Origin of the sequence: Trueperella sp. HMSC08B05 (genome assembly GCF_001808405.1) — a bacterium.
Taxonomy (GTDB): domain Bacteria; phylum Actinomycetota; class Actinomycetes; order Actinomycetales; family Actinomycetaceae; genus Trueperella; species Trueperella bernardiae.
The window spans coordinates 40511-59451 of the sequence record NZ_KV793231.1 but is presented as its reverse complement, the minus strand read 5'-3'; the positions used below and the strand labels follow the sequence as shown (position 1 = coordinate 59451).

Here is an 18941-nt window from a genome sequence, read left to right as displayed (position 1 = left end):
TCAGCCTCCGGGGAGCCTGTCTATCGATTTCGCTCTATCGCAGCGCGGTGACCACCTCGACGTGATGCGTGTGCGGGAAGATGTCGAAGGCCGCCATGGACTCCACCGTCTTTCCGCCTGCCACCAATTCTGCCACGTCCCGGGCCATCGCGGCCGGGTCACAGGAGACGAGCACGATTCGCGCCTCGGCCTTCGCCAGCGCCGACGCGGTCTTCTTGCCCAGGCCCGCGCGCGGCGGGTCTGCCACGACGGCGTCCGCGCTCACCTTGGCTGCGGTCCGCTCGTCGATCCTGGCCGCGCTCGCGCTCGCCCATGGCATGCCCGCGAGGTTTGCGGTCGCATCCGTCACGGCGCGCTGCGAACCCTCGATCGCCCGCACCCGGCCAGCATCGCCCACGGCCTTGGCAAGCGGCACGGTGAAGAGTCCCGCGCCGGAGAACAGCTCGAGCACCGACTCGCCCGGCCTCACGGCGGCCGCCCCCATGACGGCACGTAGTAACGTGCTGGGCGCGCGGGTGTGAACCTGCCAAAAGCCGGCGGCCGACACGCGGTAGTCGTACACGTCGGCCTCCGTGGCGGCGCGCTCCCAGATGTGGCCAGCAGCCTCGCGGCCTGGGGCGGCATAGACGCGGTCTGCCACCACCACGTCCTCCCCCGACGCCGGGCCCACCACGTGCAGGCGCGTGCCCGGCGCGATCACTCGGTCCCACGCCGGGTCGAAGATGAGGCGCTCCAGCTCCGGTAGCGCCAGTGGCATGGAGGTGATGGCCGCGAGCTCGTTCGTGCCCTCGCGGTACATTCCCACCCCGCGCTTCAGCTTCACGACGTCGAAGCGCGTGCGACTCCCCCAGCCGTCCGTGTCGTCCACCGCGGCCACAGAAAAGCCGAGCCCGAGCGCCGTTTCGTACAGCTCCTGCCCGCCGATCCGACGCAGATTGCCAAGGACGACGCGCTCCTTGAGGGCGCGCTGGCCTTCCAGGGTGATGTGGCCGAAGTCGGCAGCGCCGGTAACTCCGGCCGCGCCCTCGGGCCAGGGGTGGGCCACCCGCTCGGGGCTGGCCTCGATGACCTCGCACACCACGGCCGTGAGGTAACGCGAGCGGCTGGCGGTGAGCTCGGCCTCCACGCGCTCGCCCGGGATCGCCCCGCGCACGAAGACCACCTGGCCCTCGTGCCGGGCGATCCCCACGCCGCCGTGGCCGATGTCCGTGATTTCGAGCAGCACTAGTCCCCCTCGCCCAGGCGGTAGGGTGCCTCAGTGATCATCACCCGCGGCTCGAAGCGTAGGTCCGAGATTACGCGCGGGGTGGAGTGGCGCAGGAAAAAGCGCTCCCAGGCGCTCGAGTAGATCACGCGCGGGATGATGACGTTGACGATATCGTGCGGGCTTTGGGCCAATTGGGAGCGGATGTAGTCGACCACCGGGCCGCGCCACGCGCCCTTCGGTTCTCCGAGGATCGTGAGGTCCACCGGCACAAGTGAGGCCTCCCATGCCTCCCGGATCCGGCGAGTCTGACGCGGATCGATGTCCACGCAGACCGCGGTGAGGGAGGACAAGCGCATGGCGCGCGCCCAGGTGACGGCCGAGATCGTGGCGGCGTCGACCCGGTCAATGATGACCACACCGTGCACGCGCGTGGGCAGGTGGCGCCCCTCGCTCACGTCCCCCAGCTTCAGCTGCTCGCGCACCTTCGACTGCCCGCGCGAATAGGCCACGAGGAAGAGGACTGGCACCGACAGGGCGACGACGCCGGCCAGCGCCCACATCGGCTGGGCGTAGACCACCAGGCCCGCAACCCCGAGAGCCGCCAGCCCGTAGAACGCAAACACCCACGCTAGGCCGCGGGCCACCCGGCGTTCCTCACCTACTGTGGAGTCGGTGAGGATCGTGCGCGAGCGCGAGACCATCGCGGCGCTAACGAAAGCAATGATGATGTAGACGATGAAGACGAAGACGGCTGCGATCGAACGCGCCGAATCGAGCGCGAGCGTCACGGTGGCGGCGAGCGCGGCGATCAGTGCCACGATGGCGCGCCGCGGGGCGACGGCGTCGGCGGCGGCGAGCTTGCGCGGCAGGAGGCCGTCGAGCGCGAGTTCACGCAGGAGGCGCGGCAGCTGGGCGTAGGCCGTGATCGCCACCGCCAGGCCAAGCAGCGCGAACAGCACCACGTAGACGACCTGGCCGACGGGCCCGAAGAAGGAATAGGACATCGTGAGCGTGGGCAGGGCCTCGCGGTGGCCGGGCATATGCAGCGCCACGATGAAGTAGAACACGATCGCGATGATGAGGAAGGCGGCCAGCATGAAGGCGCCAAGCCTGCGCCTGCTCACCCGGCGCTCGGCGGAATCTTTGAGGATCCGCTCGGAAATGAGCGAGGAGATCGCGCCCACCATCGCGCCTGCCAGGACCGACTCCACGTAGTAATTCAGTTGGCCGACCACCCGGTCGGAGGTGAAGGAGTTTTCCTGGGCGAGGCGGATGTTTTCGAAGTCGATCGAGCCGGTGGCCTCGAGGATTAGGCCGTATCCGAGCAGGACCACCATGCCCAGCACCGCGCCCGCGGCGAAGAATACGCCCCAGCGCTCGATGCGGCGCATCCGCCCCGCCAGCGCCGGGACGGCGACAAGCAAGATGAGCACCGATTCGAGCGCCCAGTCCCACGAGATATCGAGCAGTGCCTCAGCAGAATTAACCGCGAGACCCACGCCAAGGATCAGGATCAGCGCGTAGGCCAATATCCGGGCGGCGGAAAGGAGTAGGCCCGCCCAGTGCCCCACGTACCATTCGGCCAGCTGGTGGGAGGCCTTCTGCGGAACGTGGCGGTGCAACAGGCCCGCGATAAACAGGGAGCCCACCAGCGTGAGAAACGCGCTGACCAGAGCGATGAAAATCGCCGTGACCTTCTCCGAGTACGACGCCGACCGCAGCACCACCTGCGGCACGAGGACCATGCCCAGCGCGATGATGGACACCGACGTCGACCTGGTGATCGAGCGGACGATGTCCTTACCGTGCTGGGAGACTTCGAGGTTCACATGGTTAGGTTACGCTGTAAACGCATTTGGGGTAACGTCTAAGTCGTGCATTTCGTCATTATGGGCTGCGGCCGGGTTGGCGCCAGCCTCGCCGTCAACATCGCAGATCGTGGGCACTCGGTGGCCATCATCGATCAAAACTCGCACGCCTTCCAGCGCCTTCCCGATTCCTTTCAGGGCCAGCAGGTCACCGGCGTCGGCTTCGACCGCGACGCGTTGCGCCAAGCCGGCATCGAAGAGGCGGCCGGCTTTGCCGCCGTGTCCTCCGGGGACAACTCGAACATCATCGCCGCCCGCGTGGTGCGCGAAACGTTCGGCGTGGACAACGTGGTGGCCCGCATCTACGATTCCTCGCGTGCCGGGGTCTACAACAAGCTCGGTATCGACGTGGTGGCCCCCGTTTCCTGGACGGCGGACCAGGTGATGCGCAACCTCATCCCGCTCGGGCCATACGTGGAGCACATCGACTCAGCCACCGGCACCGCGCTCTTCTTCGTTGACCTCGATCCCTCCTGGTATGGGCGCACGGTAGCCGACATTGAGGCCGAAACTGGGGCGCGCCTGGCCTATATCACCCGCAACCTCCAACTCGTCATGCCCACGGCCTCCACCGTGATCCAGGACGGGGATGAGTTGCGCTTCGTCGCGGCGCTCGCCGACGCCCAGGCGATCCAGCGCGTGACCAACCACCCCGCGAAGGTACGGTGACATGAAGATTCTGGTAGCCGGAGCCGGTTCAGTTGGCCGCTCGCTCGCCCGCGAAATGAGCGAAGCTGGGCACGAACTGACCCTCATCGACATCAAGCCCGAGGCGATGCGCGTGGCCTCCGTGCCAGAGGCGGACTGGGTCCTCGGCGACGCGTGCGAACTGTCCGTCCTCGAGGCCGCCGGGTTGAACGACACCGACGCCGTTGTCGCCGCCACCGGAGATGACAAGGCAAACCTCGTCCTCTCCCTCCTGGCAAAGACCGAGTTCGGCGTGCCGCGCGTCATCGCCCGCGTCTCTAACCCGTCCAACGCCTGGCTTTTCGACGAATCCTGGGGCGTCGACGTCGCAGTCTCCACCCCGCAGATCATGGCCGGGATCATCTCCGAGGCCGTCTCCACCGGCAAGCTCGTGCGCCGCATGGAGTTCCAGTCCGGCGCCACGATGTATCTGGCCACCGTCTCCGAGGGCTCGCTCTTCACCGCCCACGCGCTCGGTCAGATCGCCCTCCCGCCCGACATTCTGGTCACGGGCGTGGTGCGCGACGGCGTTCCACTTTTCCCCAGCACCGACATGTCGATCGACGCCGGCGATCAGCTCCTCGTCCTCGTGGGCGCCAATGCCTCCGAGGGTTTGGCCGACATCGAGGAGATCCTCTAGCGCTCCTCGGTCACGACGCCGGTCGCGTCGGTCTCGTCCATAACCGCGGGCACGTCGGGCAAGTCCTTGACCAGCAACCACGTGAACCAGCCGACCAACGCGAAGAACGGCACGCCCATAAAGAGACGGGCGATCCCGAGCGCCTCGGTGGCGTGGGCGAGGTAGAGCGGGCCCTGGACGGCAAGTCGGAGGAGGAATAAGCCCAGCCACATCCACGTGATGAGCACGTAGCGGCGGCGGGTGACCCGCTGGGTGGGGTCGGTGCGCCAGCCTGTGGCGTCCCCACGGAAGAACCCGATGAGCAACCCGAGCGCCGACCAACGCACGAGGATTGAGATGAGTAGGGCCGCGGCGTAGCCCGCGTTCGTCAGGAGCCCCCACACGAAGAAGTTCGACGCCTCCCCACTGCGCCACGTGACGAAGGCGGACAGGGCGATGGCGAACAGGCCGCCGAGCGCGGGGGTGACGGGGATACGCTGGATCGCCCGGATCAGGATAAAGGCCAGGGAGGAGGCCAGCGAGATGCCGACAGCCAGGTTGAGGTTGTGCATCACGGTGTAGAGAACGAGGAAAAGGACGGTGGGGATCGTGGCCTCCACCACCCCGCGCACGCCGCCCACGGCCGCCACGACGTCGAAGTCGTCCTCAACCAGGGCGCGCATTCCGGTGGTGTTCGTGGACTCAGTCATCGTCGTTCGTCACTTCCAAGCTGGGGTTGAACATGGTGGGCACGCCGCGGTGGCGCGTGAGGGCGCCCGCTACGCGGATCTTCGTGCCGATATCTACGCATTCGAGGGTGGTCCTCGACATGAAATGCAAGGTGAGCGGGCCGTCGTCGGTGTCGAGCCGGACCAGTACCCGGTGCACCAACCCCGCACCGGGGTAGGTGATGGAGCGGACCGTGCCAACCAGCTCGCGCCGCCGCGTCATTCTTGCGCCGTCACCTGCTCCGGGATCTCGAGCGGGAGCAGCTCGCGCGGCGGGTGCGGGGCCTGACCGCGGTTGACCACCACGTCGCGGACGATCTCGATCATCTCGTTCGCCGCCGCCTCATCCGAACCGGCCTTGCCATACAGCGTGGCGCGCAACAGCCAGCGCGGCCCATCCACGCCGAGGAAGCGGTGCGGGGCCATCGCCTTGGAATTGGGAACGGGCATCTGCGCGTGCAGCTCGGGGCCGAGCGGGCCCTCCACCTCCTGCGAGAAACCGCCCTGGTTGGCGATCGAGGTGCGCATGTCGCGCCGCACGTCGTCCCACAGCTTCGCCGAGCGTGGAGCGGCAAACACCTGTAGCTGCAGGGCCGAAGAGTTCTTCGAGTACACGATGCCGAGTACCTGCTCGCGCCGGCGGTCAAGGGTGAACTGGAGAGTCGTGTCGGGGATGACGGGGATCCACAGCGAGCCGGCGTCCAGGCGCTTGCCGATCGTCACATCGCCGGCGTCGAACGGACCGACCGTGGGCGCCTCTACCGCTGCCTCGACCTCCGCCTCATCAACGACGGCGTCCGCGCCTACTACCTGCTTCTTCTTCCCGAAGGGCCACACCATCGGTCCTCCTAGGAAGCGCACTCGGCGCAGACGGGCAGGCCGTCCTCCTCGTATGCCAGCTGGGAGCGGTGATGGACGAGGAAACAGTGGGAGCAGGTGAACTCATCATCCTGGGCGGGAACAACTGCAACGGAGAGCTCAACGTTCGACAGGTCCGCACCCGGAAGCTCGAAGCCCTCGGCGGCCTCCACCTCGTCTTCATCAACAGAGTTGGACTGGTGATTGTTGTTTCGCGCGTTGAGCTGGGTGAGGGAATCCTCCTTTAGTTCCTCATCCTGCTTTCGCGGCGCATCGTAATCTGTGGCCATGATCTCCCCTTGAATAGCTCGATGTTCACGCACTTTCTACCAGAGCTTGCCGCGTTTGACAACATTGGTTCTGAATTAGTGAATACGTGAGACAATTTGGCTCACATTGGCCAACACACCGCCGCCCGTGGCCCCATTGAATGCCGCCAGGTGGCACGCTTGTTGCAGGAATGTAGGAGGCAAACATGATCGAGCTCGAATTGTTGGGGCTTCAGGATGGGCAAAAGCTGAGCCTGAATGATTCAGATGGCAATCGATACGTACTTCCAATCACCGACGAACTGCGGGCGGCTCTGCGCACAGACGTGAGCGCCGCGGGCGAGGATGCACCCAAGCCGATCACGCCGCGCGAGATCCAGGCGTACTTCCGCGCCGGGCGCACGGTGGCCGAGGTCTCCGAGATCTCCTCGCTCCCGCCCTCGCAGCTGACCAACTTGGCCTACCCAATTTTTGCCGAGCGCGAGTACGTGGCCCAGAACGCCCGCTTGTACCGCCAGGGCCACGAGGACGGCGGCATGAGCCTGGAGGAGCTGGTGGCCTCACGCCTGCTGACCCGCGGGGTGGAGGCCGGGGAGGTCACGTGGGACGCCCGCCGCGAGCAAGGCGAACCGTGGATTCTCTCCGCCACGTACACCAGCGGCGGGGTGGTCAACGTCGCCCGCTGGTCGGTTAACACGAAGGCCCAGACTCTCCAGGCGCGCAACGACGAGGCGACCTGGCTCACCGAAAACCAGATCCCGGCCCCCGCGAGCCCCTGGCGTAAGCCAAACACGCCGGCGGCCGAGCCGGAGCAGAAGGCCTCGGTGATCGACGCCCAGCCGGCCTCTGCGGGCAGCCCCGTGGACATCGATTCGATGCTCGCCTCCCTCAACTCCAAGCGCGGCCAGGTCCAGCCGATGCCCGAGTTCGACGGCGCCCACCCGGCTGACTCCGAGCCGGAGGCGGCCCAGGACGCCACGGTTCTTTCCCTGCCCACGCCCGCGGCAAAGGAAGATGGGGACGCCTCGAAGGATGAGGCCCAGCAGGCCCTGCCCGGCGTCGCACCGGAGGCCCCCAAGGTTGAAAAGGTGGACAAGCCGAAGAAACGGCGCAACCGCCCGGCGATGCCCACGTGGGACGAGATCGTCTTCGGATACTCGAAGGACGACTAGGACCACACCATAGTTCTAGGCGTGGTCGATGACGAGCGGGACCATCATCTCCTGCTCGGTGAGCGAGCCGTGCACGCCGACGAGCCCAATTGCGCCTTCGCTCTGGTAGCGCGAGTCGACGATCGCCAGGTTGCCCTTCGCGAAGACGAGGACATTTCCCAAGACCTCGCGCGCGAAGCTCCCCATCGGCCCAAACAACCCGGCCTTTTCGGCCTCGCCCTGAGTGAAGATCCAGGCCCGCTCCCCCAGCACGTCCCGCCAGCGCGCAGCCACTGCCTGCGGTTCCGCCGTGTACAGGTGTAGCGCGCGCGATTCTCCGGCCACGACCTCCACCCCGCGGGTGAGCTCCTCCACGTCCGCGATGTCATAGCGCTCGTTGACGTCGATCATGCCGTGGTCGGCCGTGAGCACGAGCAGCGTGTCGCGCGGCAGGAGGCGTCGTAGCCGGCCGAGCTCGGCATCCAAGTGCTCGAGTTCGTAGATCCAGGCCTCCGATTCCCAGCCGTTGTGGTGGCCGGTGGAGTCGAGGTCGCCCCAGTACAGGTAGACGAGGTCGGCACCAGCCTTGAGTTCGGCGATCGCGGCGTCAACGCGCGCTTCGAGCTTTTCGGCGACGGCGGTGCGGCCGCCGCGGAGCGCGGCAAGCGTGAGCCCGGAGTCGACGAAGCGGCGTGGGTGGATCTTCACTGTGTCGAGGTCCGTGCTTTCGAAGACGGTGGGCACGGTCTGCCACTCCACCGGATCCACGTGCGGGGAGTTCCACGCGATGAGGTTGAAGACGTCCGTGCTGCCCGGCAGGCGCAGGGCATATCCGCCCATGGCCGTCCTGCCCGGCAGAGCGCCGGTGCCGAGCGCGCAGATGCCGGCCGCCGTCGTCGACGGCACCACCGTGGTGATGGCGCGCATGTCAAGAGAGCGCAGGGTCGGCGTGTGCCCGCGGCGCTGGTCGAGGTTGCGGTAGCCCAGGCCGTCCACCATAACCACGCACGCGCGGCGAGCGGAGGGGAACTCGAGCGCGGACTCGCCGCCCGCCCCGAGGGCGCGCAGCACGCCCGGCAGGACGCCGGCAATGTTCTCCTGGCCCGGCCGGATCATGAAAGCCGCCCGAGGATCCGCTCCACGTCGTCGATGAAGGCCACCCCCTGGGCGAAATGGGTGGAATCGACGTGGCGGTCGAGGAAGAGCTGGAGGTCCTCGTTCGTCACCACACCCACGTATCCGTGGTCGTTCGTGCAGTTCGGGTCGTCGCATGCGCCAGGCTGGAGGTCCTGACTGTAGGCGGCACCCCAGCGCAGGCGCAGTAGGATGGAGTTGAGCTCGCCCACGCGCTCCCCGCGAAACTCACGCCGGCGCACCACGTGGTGCTCCTTGATCTCCGACAGGCACACCGACTGCGCCGTGGTGACGTACTCGCCGCGAGTGTCCATCTCGTAGTTCGTGTCCGAATAGACGAGTACGAGCCGTGTGACGGTAACGATGAAGGCGACGATCCTGTCATAGACCGAGTCCGCGTCGAAGACCGTCTCGGGCCGGACGTAGAAGGCGCGCACGACGTCGTCGCCAAGGGCCTGGCGGATGTCAGCAAGAACGGGCGACTCCTGCGCCACCAGGGTCAACAGCGCATCGTCGAGGTCGGATCGCATATCAATCATTGCCCCATTGTCCCAAAACCACGCCCGGCAAGCGACGTCGGGTCACGAACATCACGGCAACACGGGGTGCCGGCTCGCCGGTAGCAGCTCGCGTGGGCCAGATAATGGAAGAATGGCCACCACTGAGCAAATCGTTGACATCGACGTGTCACAGGAGATGCGCACGTCCTTCCTCGAGTACTCCTATTCCGTCATCTACGCGCGCGCCCTGCCCGACGCCCGCGACGGCCTCAAACCCGTCCAGCGCCGCATCCTGTTCCAGATGGACCGCATGGGCCTGCGCCCCGACCGGGGGCACGTCAAGTCCTCGCGCGTGATCGGAGAGGTCATGGGCCGCCTCCATCCGCACGGCGACTCGGCCATCTACGACGCCATGGTCCGCCTCTCCCAGCCCTTCACCATGCGACTGCCCATGGTGGACGGGCACGGCAACTTCGGCTCGCTCGACGACGGGCCCGCGGCCGCCCGCTACACCGAGGTGCGCATGGCGCCCGCCGCCCTGGCGATGACGGCGGACCTGGATGAGGACGTCGTGGACATGGTGCCCAACTACGACAACACCTACATGCAGCCCGAGGTGCTGCCGGCCGCAATCCCGAACCTGCTGGTCAACGGCTCGTCGGGCATCGCGGTGGGCATGGCCACGAACATGGCCCCCCACAACCTCGGCGAGGTGATCGCCGGCGCGCGCTTCCTGCTGGATCACCCCGAGGCGACGCTCGACGAGCTCATGCGCTACATTCCCGGCCCCGACCTGCCGGAGGGCGGCAAGATCGTGGGGCTGAACGGGATCCGCCAGGCATACGAGACAGGCCGCGGCGTCTTCCGCACCCGCGCCACCGCCCACATCGAAAACATCACCGCCCGCAAGAAGGGCATCATTTTCACCGAGCTGCCCTACCTGGTGGGCCCGGAAAAGGTGATCGACAAGATCAAGGACGGGGTGCAGTCCAAGAAACTGCAGGGCATCACGGGGGTGCAGAACCTCACCGACCGTAAGCACGGCACGCGCCTCGTCATCGAGGTGAAGAACTCCTTCAACCCCGAGGCCGTGCTGGCCGACCTGTACAAGCACACCCCGCTCGAAGATTCCTTCGGCATCAACAATGTGGCGCTCGTGGACGGCCAGCCGCGCACGCTCGGCCTCAAGGCCCTGCTCGAGGTCTTCCTCGACCACCGCCTCACCGTCACCCGGCGCCGCACCGCTTTCCGACTCCAGAAGGCCAAGGACCGCCTGCACCTGGTGGAGGGCCTGCTCATCGCGATCCTCGACATCGACGAGGTCATCGCCGTCATCCGCTCCTCCGACGACTCGGCGATCGCCAGGGACCGCCTGATGAAGGTCTTCGACCTCACCGAGGTCCAGGCCGACTACATCCTCGAGCTACGCCTGCGCCGGCTGACCAAGTTCTCCCAGATCGAGCTGGAGCAGGAAAAGTGCGAGCTGGAAAGCCAGATCGAACAGCTGAGCGAGATCCTCGCCTCCGAGGCCAAGCTGCGCTCACTCGTCTCTGCTGAGCTGGCCCAGACCGCCCGCGAGTTCGCCACTGCGCGCCGCACGGTGCTACTCGAATCCGAGGCCGCCACGGCCACCTCCACGCTCAAGGTCGAGGACGATCCGTGCTGGGTGCTCCTGTCCGGCGACGGCCTCATCGCCCGCGTCGTCACCCCCACCGAGCCCTCGCGCTCCGGTCCGCGCCAGCGCCACGACGCCGTGGTTACCAAGGTCGCAACCACCAACCTGTCCGCGATCGGGGTCATCACCTCCGACGGCTCGGTCACGCGCCTGAACGTGGTCGACATCCCCGCGATCCCCGAAACCGAGCAGGCCCCGGGCCTGTCCGGCGGCGCGCCCGTGCGCGAGCTCCTGCTGGCGGGCAAGGATTCGCACGTGGTCGGCCTGGTCAACCTCGATGAGCCGCCCGTCCTCGCGCTCGCCACCGCCCAAGGCAAGATCAAACGCGTCAACCCTGACTACCCCGACCGCGGCGCGATCGACCTCATCAAGCTCGCCGACGGGGACGAGGTGATCGGCGCGGCCCCCGCCTCCGATAACGACGAGATTGTCCTCGTCACCTCCGGCGCCCAGCTCCTGCGCTTCCCAGCGGCCGGCGTGCGCCCGCAAGGCCGGGCAGGCCAGGGCATTGCCGGCATCCGCCTCGGCGAGGCGCGGGTGATCGCGCTCGGAGTAGTGCCCGCGGGCGACCTCGCGGCCCACTGTGTGCTCACCATCGCCGGCTCATCCGGATCGCTTCCCGGCACCGTGCCCGGCTCAGCCAAGGTCACCCCGCTCGACCGCTACCCCGCCAAGGGCCGCGGCACCGGCGGCGTGCGCACACAGCGCTTCCTGCGCGGCGAGGACCAGCTGCAGATGGCGTGGGTGGGTGAGCTGCCCCCGCGCGCGAGCGACGCCCATGGCAAGCCGGTGGCGCTCCCCGACGTTGACGAGCGGCGCGACGGTTCCGGAACTCAGCTCAGCTCGGTGGTCATGGCGATCGGCTAAGGCCGGGCCGGCTAGACGCGCGTGGTCATGATATAAGTCTCGGCCACACGCGTGAAGTCGAAGTGCTCGAAGACCGTGACGAGGTCCGAGTCCGCGCCGTCGGCCGTGACGTCCAGCCCGATGTAGCTCAGACCCGCCGCGCGGAAACGCTCCACGGCGGTGGCCAGGAGGTTAGAGGCCACGTGCTTGCCGCGCCATTCGGGCAGCACCACGATCTCCTCGATGTAGCCCTCGTCCGGCACCGTGTTGTCGACTCCGTGGCCGTCGAGGCCCGACGCGAAGCGGGAGGCCAGCACGTAGCCGGCGAGCCGGGGCCGATCCCCGAAGAGATCGATCGCCACCAGGCACAGGTCCTCGTCCATCTGCTCCAGGCGCTTGGCCCACGCATTGCCGCTCATCGCGGACATCTCGTTTTCGGCCATCACGCGGTTATGGGCCTTGCGCGAATCCTTCACCCAGTCCGTGCCCATCTTGACGATCTGAATGTAGGAGGAGACCTCAGTGACCGTGGCGGGTACGTCCAGGCTCCGCCGCATCTGCACGTAGCGCGAATTGGCGCGGAAGCCGAAACGGGTGGCCATCTCAAACAGGGCGCCCTGCGAGGCATCCACGTACATTTGGACCAGCGCGTCGTCCAGACCAAGCTCGGTGGCAAGATCGTGGGCCGTGCGGAGCTGGCGCTCGAGCAGGTTGTGGCCCACCCCGTGCGAGCGCCACGACGGCGCCACCCCACCAGAGATCGTGATCGGGTGCTCGCCGGCGTTCTTTGCCGGGGTCCGGGCCAGGCCAAAGGCCACGAGCTCCTCCCCCTCCCACACGCCCTGGGCGCGCCAGGCGTGGGAGTCGGCAAAATATCCCTCCACCTCGTGCCGGGTGGTTCGGTTCGCTGCGGAGTCGGCCTCCTCAATCGCCGCGATGATCGCGTACACGTGAGGCCCGTCCTCCGCGCTCAGCGCACTCCACGTCCAGTCAGCCATCAGATATCAATCGAGTAGAGGATCTGGGAGGAGCCTTCGAAAAAGCCATAAGACGTAAGGAAGTCGGTAGCTGGCGTCGCCTCGGAGATCACCGGCACGCGCATGTGCGCGATCCCCCGTTCCAACGCGGTTCCCATCTGGGCCACCACCAGGTCGGTGCCAATGCCCTGGTGGCGAAAACCGCGCTCCACCCCGTAGAACTTCACGCACATCGTGGACCCGTCGGCGGAGTTGAGCGAGTAGCCCACCAGGTTCGACCCGTCAGTGAGTAGCACCGACGTCGCCCGATCCTCCGGCGTCATCCAGTCCACCCACTCGGCCTGCGACATGGGCTGGCGCCGATCCATCACCATCGAGATCCGGTTGTGCAGGCGCAGCACCTCATCCGAATGCTTGTCGTCAAAGGCGATAAGCTCCATGCCGCGCTCCTCGAGGCGCGCCCTTGCACCGCGCGCGTGCTCGGCGTGCTCGGCGCCCAAGTCCACGTCCATGTACGTCCAGCGCGTGTGCGGGGAGAACCCGCCAGCGGCGAGCAGGCGGCGTCGTTCCATGTTCGATAGCCGTGCCCTGGAACGGATAGAGGCCGGCAGGTCGTAGCCGGCGTCGAGCATGAGCTGACGCGCCCGCCCGTCCTGCCACTCGAGAAGCGCCCGGCCGATGCCACGGCCGCGCCAGTGCGGACGGATCACGCCGTAGATGTTGGCCTGGGCCTCGGTGAGCGGGTGGGGATTGTTGAAGACAAGCCCGATCGCCTGGAGCTGACCGCTGGCGTCGCGTCCCACGATCGCGTCCAGGTTCTTCCGCTCCTCCTCGCTGGCCTCTACCCATGGCGTGACCTGCTGGAGGATGCGGAGCTCGTCGCAGATTTCCGGGTCGGCCGATTCGGCCAGGAGCTCGGACAGTTCGTCGAGGTCCCCTGCGGCGAGCCGGGCCCAGGTCAACCCCAGGTGGGGGCTTGGCCCCGCCAGCTCGCTCGGCGCAGCCAAACGCTGTGCGAGTGAACGTCCCGTGATCTCTCCCGTCTGCATATGCCTCAGTCTACCAATGGTGCCGTGCAACGCCTACGCGTCGATCTGCTCGCGCGAAATATCGTCCGCGCCCTCGACGATGAAATCGCGCCGCGGCGCCACTTCCGATCCCATGAGCAGCTCGAAGGTGTCCTCGGCGAAACGCAACGCCTCCTCGTCGGCGAGCGACACTCGACGCAGCATCCGGTGGGATGGATCCATGGTGGTCTCCGCCAGCTGGTTGGCGTCCATCTCGCCCAGGCCCTTGTAGCGCTGGATCGGTTGCTTGTACGTGCGCCCACTCTTCTCCAGACGGGCGAGGATGCGGTGCAGCTCGGCGTCGGAGTAGCTGTAGATATACTCCCCCTTCTTTCCGCCGCGGCCTGCCACCTCCACCCGGTGCAGCGGCGGGACCGCCGCATACACGCGCCCGGCCTCCACAAGGGGGCGCATGTAGCGGAAGAACAGCGTGAGCAGCAGGGTGCGGATGTGGGCGCCGTCCACATCCGCGTCGGTCATGAAGATCACCTTGCCGTAGCGCGCCGCGTCCAGGTCAAAGGTGCGCCCCGAGCCGGCCCCTACCACCTGGATGATCGAAGAGACCTCCTGGTTGTTCAAGATGTCGGTGTGCGAGGCCTTTTGCACGTTGAGGATCTTGCCGCGGATCGGCAGCAGGGCCTGGAACTCGGAGTCGCGGGCGAGCTTGGCGGTGCCGAGCGCCGAATCTCCCTCCACGATGAACAGCTCGGTGCGCTCGATGTCGTCCGATCGGCAGTCGGCCAGCTTCGCCGGCAACGACGACGTCTCCAACGCGTTCTTCCGCCGCGAGATTTCCTTCTGGGTGCGGGCGGCCACGCGGGCGCGCATTTCCGCCACCACCTTCTCCAAAACGCGCTGGTTCTCGCCCTTCGCATCCCGCTTGGTGGAAGCGAACTCGCGCGTTAGCCCCTCCTCGACCACCTTCGCCACGATCGCGCGGATAGGTGCCGTGCCCAGCACCTCCTTGGTCTGCCCCTCAAACTGCGGCTCGGGGAAGCGCACGGCGACGACGGCCGTGAGGCCCGCCAGGATGTCGTCCTTTTCGATGCGCGGATCGCGCGCCGTGACCTTGAGCTGGCGCGACTTGGCCTCGATCTGGGCGCGGACCACCTTGACTAGCCCCTGCTCGAAGCCCACCAGGTGCGTGCCGCCCTTCGGGGTGGCGATGATGTTGACGAAGGTCTCCTCGCGCGTGTCGTAACCGTTGCCCCAGCGCAGCGCGATGTCGACGTCGCACACACGCTCCACCTCTCGTGCCCGCAGATGGCCCGACTTCTTGTCGAGCACCTGGACGGTCTCGTCGAACGTGCCCTGGCCGGTCAGGTGCATGGTGCGAGACACGGCCGGGTCGGTGGCCAGATGGTCGACGAAGTCCACCACGCCGCCGTCGTACTTGAAGACCTCCTCCACCGGCGCGTCGGCGCGCTCGGGCAGGCCGCGCTCGTCGCGCACGACGACTTCGAGGCCCGGCACGAGGAAGGCCTTCTCGCGCACGCGCTCGATCAAGTGCGCGTAGGAAAACTCGGTATCCTTCGGGAAGATCTCCGGGTCAGCCCAATACCGCACCCGCGTGCCCGTCACCTTCTTCGCCACCTTCCCGGTCACGCGCAGCTCGGAGCTGGTGGTGAACGGGGTGAAGGGGGCGTCGGGGGCCGGGGCGCCGGCGTCGTCGAACACGCCGGGCTCGCCGCGCTGGAAGGACATCTCCCACACCTTGCCCTCGCGCTTGACGGCCACGTCGAGGCGCTGGGAGAGCGCGTTGACCACCGAGGCGCCCACACCGTGCAGGCCGCCGGCCGAACCGTAGTTGGCCGAGTCGAACTTGCCGCCCGCGTGCAGCTTGGTATACACCACCTCGACGCCGGAGGCGCCCGTGCCCGGCACCTCGTCCACCGGGATGCCGCGCCCGTTGTCCTCCACCTCAACCGAGCCGTCCGAGAACAGCGTCACGCGGATCGAGGACGCATAGCCCTCGGTCGCCTCGTCGATCGAATTGTCAATGATCTCCCATAGGCAGTGCATGAGCCCGCGCGAATCGGTGGAGCCGATGTACATGCCCGGGCGTTTGCGCACGGCTTCCAGGCCCTCGAGGACCGACAGGTGGCGGGCGTTATATTCCTGCTTTTCAGTACTTGACACGCTTGGCATGATAGCCGCTCGCCGCCACCCTGTGAGGGACGCACGCGGAGTAGAACGCGCCACGAAGCGCATTCGGGCAAAGAAAAAGGCCGGCTCGCGCCGGCCCCCGCGAACGAGTGTTATACCCGGTTCGTTTCGTCAATGACAGTAATGGCCACCTTCTCCAAGGCTGGCATGTGCCTGCGCCAGTGATGGGCACAGAACTGAAGCTGACCCGACGGCAACTCCACACGGACGTAGGCCTGTGCGTTGCAGGCATCGCAGCGGTCAGCGGCGGTTAGCACGGGAGTATCAAGTATTGCGTTCACACTACGATCAAAGCACGTCGCGCCCGCATTATTCCTCTTATCTCACCCACGTTCGCCTGCGGCCTAAAGGCGGTGTGGAACAATGGTGGCCATGACTTCCTTCGCCGTTGTCGACGTCGAGACCACCGGGCTCGACCGCCGCGCCGACCGCATCGTCGAAATCGCGGTCATCCTCCTTGACCGCAACCTAGTCGAGGAAGGGCGGTGGCAGAGTCTCGTCAACCCCGGCCGCGCCACCTCCGCGGTGGAGATCCACGGCCTGACCGACGCCGCGCTCGCAGGCGCTCCGCGCTTCGCGGAGATCTCCGGGCGGGTGCTCGAGCTGCTGGCCGGGCGGGTGCTCGTGGCCCACCACGCCGCCTTCGAACGCGCCTTCCTCAGCCGCGAGCTTGCGCGGGCCGGGTACGACCTTGGCCTCGACGAGGGGGCGTGCGTGTGCACGATGGACCAGTCACGCATATACCTGCCCCCGGGATCGCATTCGCTGCGCGGGGTGGCCAAACGGCTCGGACTGCCGCCCGCACCGCGCCACCGCGCCATGCACGACGCCGAAACCTGCGCCAGCCTCCTACGCTACTACGTGGAGTTCGAACAGCGCGGCCAGCGCTACACTGACACGGCCACGAACCGCGACGGCGCCCCCGTCTACCCCGCCCAATGGGAACGCGCCCGGTGCTGGGCGCCCATCAGCTAGGCGTCCTACTCCAGGCGCGTGATGCTGGGCGGCCCGGGCGGCCCCGGCCGTTACTCCAGGTAGTCGCGCAACACCTGCGACCGCGACGGGTGGCGCAGCTTAGACATCGTCTTCGACTCGATCTGGCGGATACGCTCGCGCGTGACCCCGTAGACCTTGCCGATCTCGTCCAAAGTCTTCGGCTGGCCGTCGGTGAGGCCGAAGCGCATCGAGACCACGCCGGCCTCGCGCTCCGAGAGCGTGTCAAGTACCTGGTGGAGCTGCTCCTGCAGGAGCGTGAAGCCCACCGCGTCGGCCGGGACCACGGCCTCGGAGTCCTCGATGAGGTCGCCGAACTCCGAATCGCCGTCCTCACCCAGCGGCGTGTGCAACGAGATCGGCTCGCGGCCATACTTTTGCACCTCGATGACCTTCTCCTCGGTCATGTCGAGCTCGCGTGCCAGCTCCTCGGTAGTGGGTTCGCGCCCGAGGTCTTGCAACATCTGGCGCTGGACGCGCGCGAGCTTGTTGATGACCTCAACCATGTGCACCGGGATGCGGATCGTGCGGGCCTGATCGGCCATCGCGCGCGTGATCGCCTGGCGGATCCACCAGGTTGCGTACGTGGAGAACTTAAAGCCCTTGGCGTAGTCGAACTTCTCCACCGCGCGCACGAGGCCAAGGTTGCCTTCTTGGATGAGGTCCAGGAAGAGCATGCCGCGTCCGGTGTAGCGCTTGGCGAGCGAGACTACGAGGCGCAGGTTCGCCTCGAGCAGGTGATTCTTGGCGTTGCGCCCGTCGCGGGCGATGATCTCGAGCTCGCGGTGGTACTTGCGGTCCTCAATCTCCGTGGTGTCGAGGATGTGTTGGGCGAACAGGCCCGCCTCAATGCGCTGGGCGAGCTCGACCTCCTCGGCCGCGTTCAACAGGGGCACCTTACCGATCTGCTTGAGGTAATCCTTGACCGGATCGGCGGTAGCACCCGCCACGAGTACGCGTTGGGCCGGCTCGTCGGTATCGTCCGAATCCTTGACGACGAACGCGCCCTTGGACGTCTTGGCCGCCTCGGCGGTAATGACCACCGACTGGTCGGCCGACTCGTCTTCTCGCTCCTCGTCTTCGCCCTCCTCGTCCTCGCCGGAGTCCTCGTCCAGGTCGTCATCGAGCTCAAGCTCGTCGAGGTCCTCATCATCCAGGTCCTCATCGAGTTCCTCGTCCGTCTCCGGCTCATCCGGGGAGGCTGGGCTCTCCTCGGGCTCGTCCTCGTCCTCCACCTTCGGCTCGACCGCGGCCTTGGCCGGGGCGGCGGCGAGAATAGCCTCAACCAGCTCGGCCTTGCGCAGCTTCGAGGGGCTCTCCACGCCCAGCTCGGTGGCCTTCTCACGCAGCTCGCCCACCTTGAGTTTGGACAGCTCGGCGGGTGCGGGCTGGGTGGCCTGCTCGTCAGCGGCAGTCGCCTTGGCGGACGCTTCCTTCTTGGCGGCCTGCTTGGCAGCAGGTGCCTTCTTGGCGGGAGTCTCCGCCTTCGCGGGGCCGTCCGTGCCGGCAACCTTTCCGGGCGCCGCGGCGGTAATCGCCTCAACCAGCTCCGCCTTGACCGCACGCGAGTTCAACTGAAGCCCGAGCTCCTTTGCGAGCGCGCGTAGCTCGGCGACCTTCATCCCCGGCAACGCAGCGACATCGACTGACACCTCTCTGGTAGAAGAGGGGGTAACAGCTTGAGACTTTGATGCGGCCACATGCAACCTTTCGTAGTACAACTCGCCCATTATAGCGGTAATCGTGACGAATCATGATTCCGCGCTTAAGGTCAACGCACGCGTGGCCTAATTATTCCCCTCAGCGCCCTGCTCGCGGACCACGAGCACAGAGCACGGGCACTCGAGGAGGAGCTTTTGGATTTGCGAGCCGAGCCTGAGCTTTCCGCCGGCGGGCTTGTGTGCGAGCGAGACGACGACGAACGAGGACTCCTCCCGCGCCAGCTCCGAGATCTGCGTGGCCAGGTCGGTCTCATCGACCCGCACGTCGATCCTGAAGCCGATGTCGGCTCCATCGAGCCGGTCGGTCAGCTCATCGATCTCCGAATCGATCTCTTCCTGCTCGAATTCGCCGATTGGGCGGCGCAGGAGGGCGATGAGCGGTTGATCTTCGCGCCTGCACAGCCTGATGGCACTACTCAGCGCGTCGTCGCGTCCGCCGTGACTGACAGGAACAATAACCGCCATATCGCCCCTC

At 66.8% G+C, this 18941-nt stretch carries 18 protein-coding genes; 5 read left to right on the top strand and 13 right to left on the bottom strand.

The annotated features are described in order from the left end of the window. Positions 1-34 precede the first annotated feature (34 nt). Complete coding sequence (locus HMPREF3167_RS01480) at positions 35-1225, bottom strand: class I SAM-dependent RNA methyltransferase (protein WP_070445088.1); 1191 nt, start codon at positions 1223-1225, stop codon at positions 35-37. Then, positions 1225-3036: an APC family permease gene (locus HMPREF3167_RS01475; RefSeq protein ID WP_068538343.1), complete on the bottom strand. Its 1812-nt coding sequence runs from the start codon at positions 3034-3036 to the stop codon at positions 1225-1227. Before HMPREF3167_RS01475 ends, HMPREF3167_RS01480 begins: the two co-directional genes overlap by 1 nt. A 45-nt stretch (positions 3037-3081) precedes the next feature. Here HMPREF3167_RS01475 and HMPREF3167_RS01470 point away from each other — a divergent pair, with 45 nt between their 5' ends. Both HMPREF3167_RS01470 and HMPREF3167_RS01465 read left to right on the top strand, forming a co-directional pair. Then, a complete protein-coding gene (locus HMPREF3167_RS01470) occupies positions 3082-3744 on the top strand; it encodes a potassium channel family protein (RefSeq protein ID WP_236698629.1) in 663 nt (220 codons plus the stop codon). Position 3745: 1 nt separating this feature from the next. Beyond that, positions 3746-4402 (top strand): potassium channel family protein, encoded by a 657-nt coding sequence (locus HMPREF3167_RS01465; RefSeq protein ID WP_062612348.1) that lies wholly within the window; start codon positions 3746-3748, stop codon positions 4400-4402. Here the strand turns inward: HMPREF3167_RS01465 and HMPREF3167_RS01460 are convergent. Genes HMPREF3167_RS01460 through HMPREF3167_RS01445 form a run of 4 tightly spaced genes read right to left on the bottom strand, consistent with a single transcriptional unit; the run spans position 4399 to position 6257 of the window. Then, on the bottom strand, positions 4399-5091 hold the full coding sequence (locus HMPREF3167_RS01460; RefSeq protein ID WP_070445085.1) for a DUF3159 domain-containing protein: 693 nt from the start codon (positions 5089-5091) through the stop codon (positions 4399-4401). The genes HMPREF3167_RS01465 and HMPREF3167_RS01460 overlap by 4 nt on opposite strands. Further along, positions 5084-5332: a single stranded DNA-binding domain-containing protein gene (locus HMPREF3167_RS01455; RefSeq protein WP_062612344.1), complete on the bottom strand. Its 249-nt coding sequence runs from the start codon at positions 5330-5332 to the stop codon at positions 5084-5086. Before HMPREF3167_RS01455 ends, HMPREF3167_RS01460 begins: the two co-directional genes overlap by 8 nt. After that, complete coding sequence (locus HMPREF3167_RS01450; RefSeq protein WP_068538345.1) at positions 5329-5949, bottom strand: DUF3710 domain-containing protein; 621 nt, start codon at positions 5947-5949, stop codon at positions 5329-5331. The genes HMPREF3167_RS01455 and HMPREF3167_RS01450 overlap by 4 nt, the downstream gene beginning before the upstream one ends. 8 nt (positions 5950-5957) lie before the next feature. After that, entirely contained in the window at positions 5958-6257 is a 300-nt protein-coding gene (locus HMPREF3167_RS01445; protein WP_062612340.1) for a DUF4193 domain-containing protein, read from the bottom strand. A 185-nt stretch (positions 6258-6442) separates the two neighbouring features. Here HMPREF3167_RS01445 and sepH point away from each other — a divergent pair, with 185 nt between their 5' ends. Beyond that, positions 6443-7408 (top strand): septation protein SepH, encoded by a 966-nt coding sequence (gene sepH / locus HMPREF3167_RS01440; RefSeq protein WP_062612338.1) that lies wholly within the window; start codon positions 6443-6445, stop codon positions 7406-7408. Between the two features lie 15 nt (positions 7409-7423). Here the strand turns inward: sepH and HMPREF3167_RS01435 are convergent, their stop codons facing one another. Then, complete coding sequence (locus HMPREF3167_RS01435) at positions 7424-8503, bottom strand: alkaline phosphatase family protein (protein WP_068538346.1); 1080 nt, start codon at positions 8501-8503, stop codon at positions 7424-7426. After that, positions 8500-9060 (bottom strand): DUF5998 family protein, encoded by a 561-nt coding sequence (locus HMPREF3167_RS01430; RefSeq protein ID WP_068538347.1) that lies wholly within the window; start codon positions 9058-9060, stop codon positions 8500-8502. Before HMPREF3167_RS01430 ends, HMPREF3167_RS01435 begins: the two co-directional genes overlap by 4 nt. Positions 9061-9172: 112 nt before the next feature. Between HMPREF3167_RS01430 and HMPREF3167_RS01425 the strand changes: the two genes are divergently transcribed. After that, a complete protein-coding gene (locus tag HMPREF3167_RS01425; protein ID WP_070445079.1) occupies positions 9173-11563 on the top strand; it encodes a DNA gyrase/topoisomerase IV subunit A in 2391 nt (796 codons plus the stop codon). Between the two features lie 11 nt (positions 11564-11574). Here the strand turns inward: HMPREF3167_RS01425 and HMPREF3167_RS01420 are convergent, their stop codons facing one another. The 3 genes from HMPREF3167_RS01420 to HMPREF3167_RS01410 are packed head-to-tail and all read right to left on the bottom strand — an operon-like array spanning position 11575 to position 15734. Beyond that, positions 11575-12540, bottom strand: a complete 966-nt coding sequence (locus HMPREF3167_RS01420; protein ID WP_062612331.1) for a GNAT family N-acetyltransferase — start codon at positions 12538-12540, stop codon at positions 11575-11577. Then, entirely contained in the window at positions 12540-13568 is a 1029-nt protein-coding gene (locus HMPREF3167_RS01415) for a GNAT family N-acetyltransferase (protein ID WP_062612329.1), read from the bottom strand. The genes HMPREF3167_RS01420 and HMPREF3167_RS01415 overlap by 1 nt, the downstream gene beginning before the upstream one ends. A gap of 33 nt (positions 13569-13601) precedes the next feature. Continuing rightward, positions 13602-15734, bottom strand: a complete 2133-nt coding sequence (locus HMPREF3167_RS01410) for a DNA gyrase/topoisomerase IV subunit B (RefSeq protein WP_068538349.1) — start codon at positions 15732-15734, stop codon at positions 13602-13604. Between the two features lie 390 nt (positions 15735-16124). Here HMPREF3167_RS01410 and HMPREF3167_RS01405 point away from each other — a divergent pair, with 390 nt between their 5' ends. Further along, positions 16125-16727: a 3'-5' exonuclease gene (locus HMPREF3167_RS01405; protein WP_062612693.1), complete on the top strand. Its 603-nt coding sequence runs from the start codon at positions 16125-16127 to the stop codon at positions 16725-16727. A gap of 50 nt (positions 16728-16777) precedes the next feature. Here HMPREF3167_RS01405 and HMPREF3167_RS01400 read toward each other — a convergent pair whose 3' ends face one another. Both HMPREF3167_RS01400 and HMPREF3167_RS01395 read right to left on the bottom strand, forming a co-directional pair. After that, entirely contained in the window at positions 16778-18475 is a 1698-nt protein-coding gene (locus tag HMPREF3167_RS01400; protein WP_371440118.1) for an RNA polymerase sigma factor, read from the bottom strand. A gap of 57 nt (positions 18476-18532) precedes the next feature. Beyond that, positions 18533-18931 (bottom strand): universal stress protein, encoded by a 399-nt coding sequence (locus HMPREF3167_RS01395; RefSeq protein WP_062612325.1) that lies wholly within the window; start codon positions 18929-18931, stop codon positions 18533-18535. Positions 18932-18941: the final 10 nt, after the last annotated feature.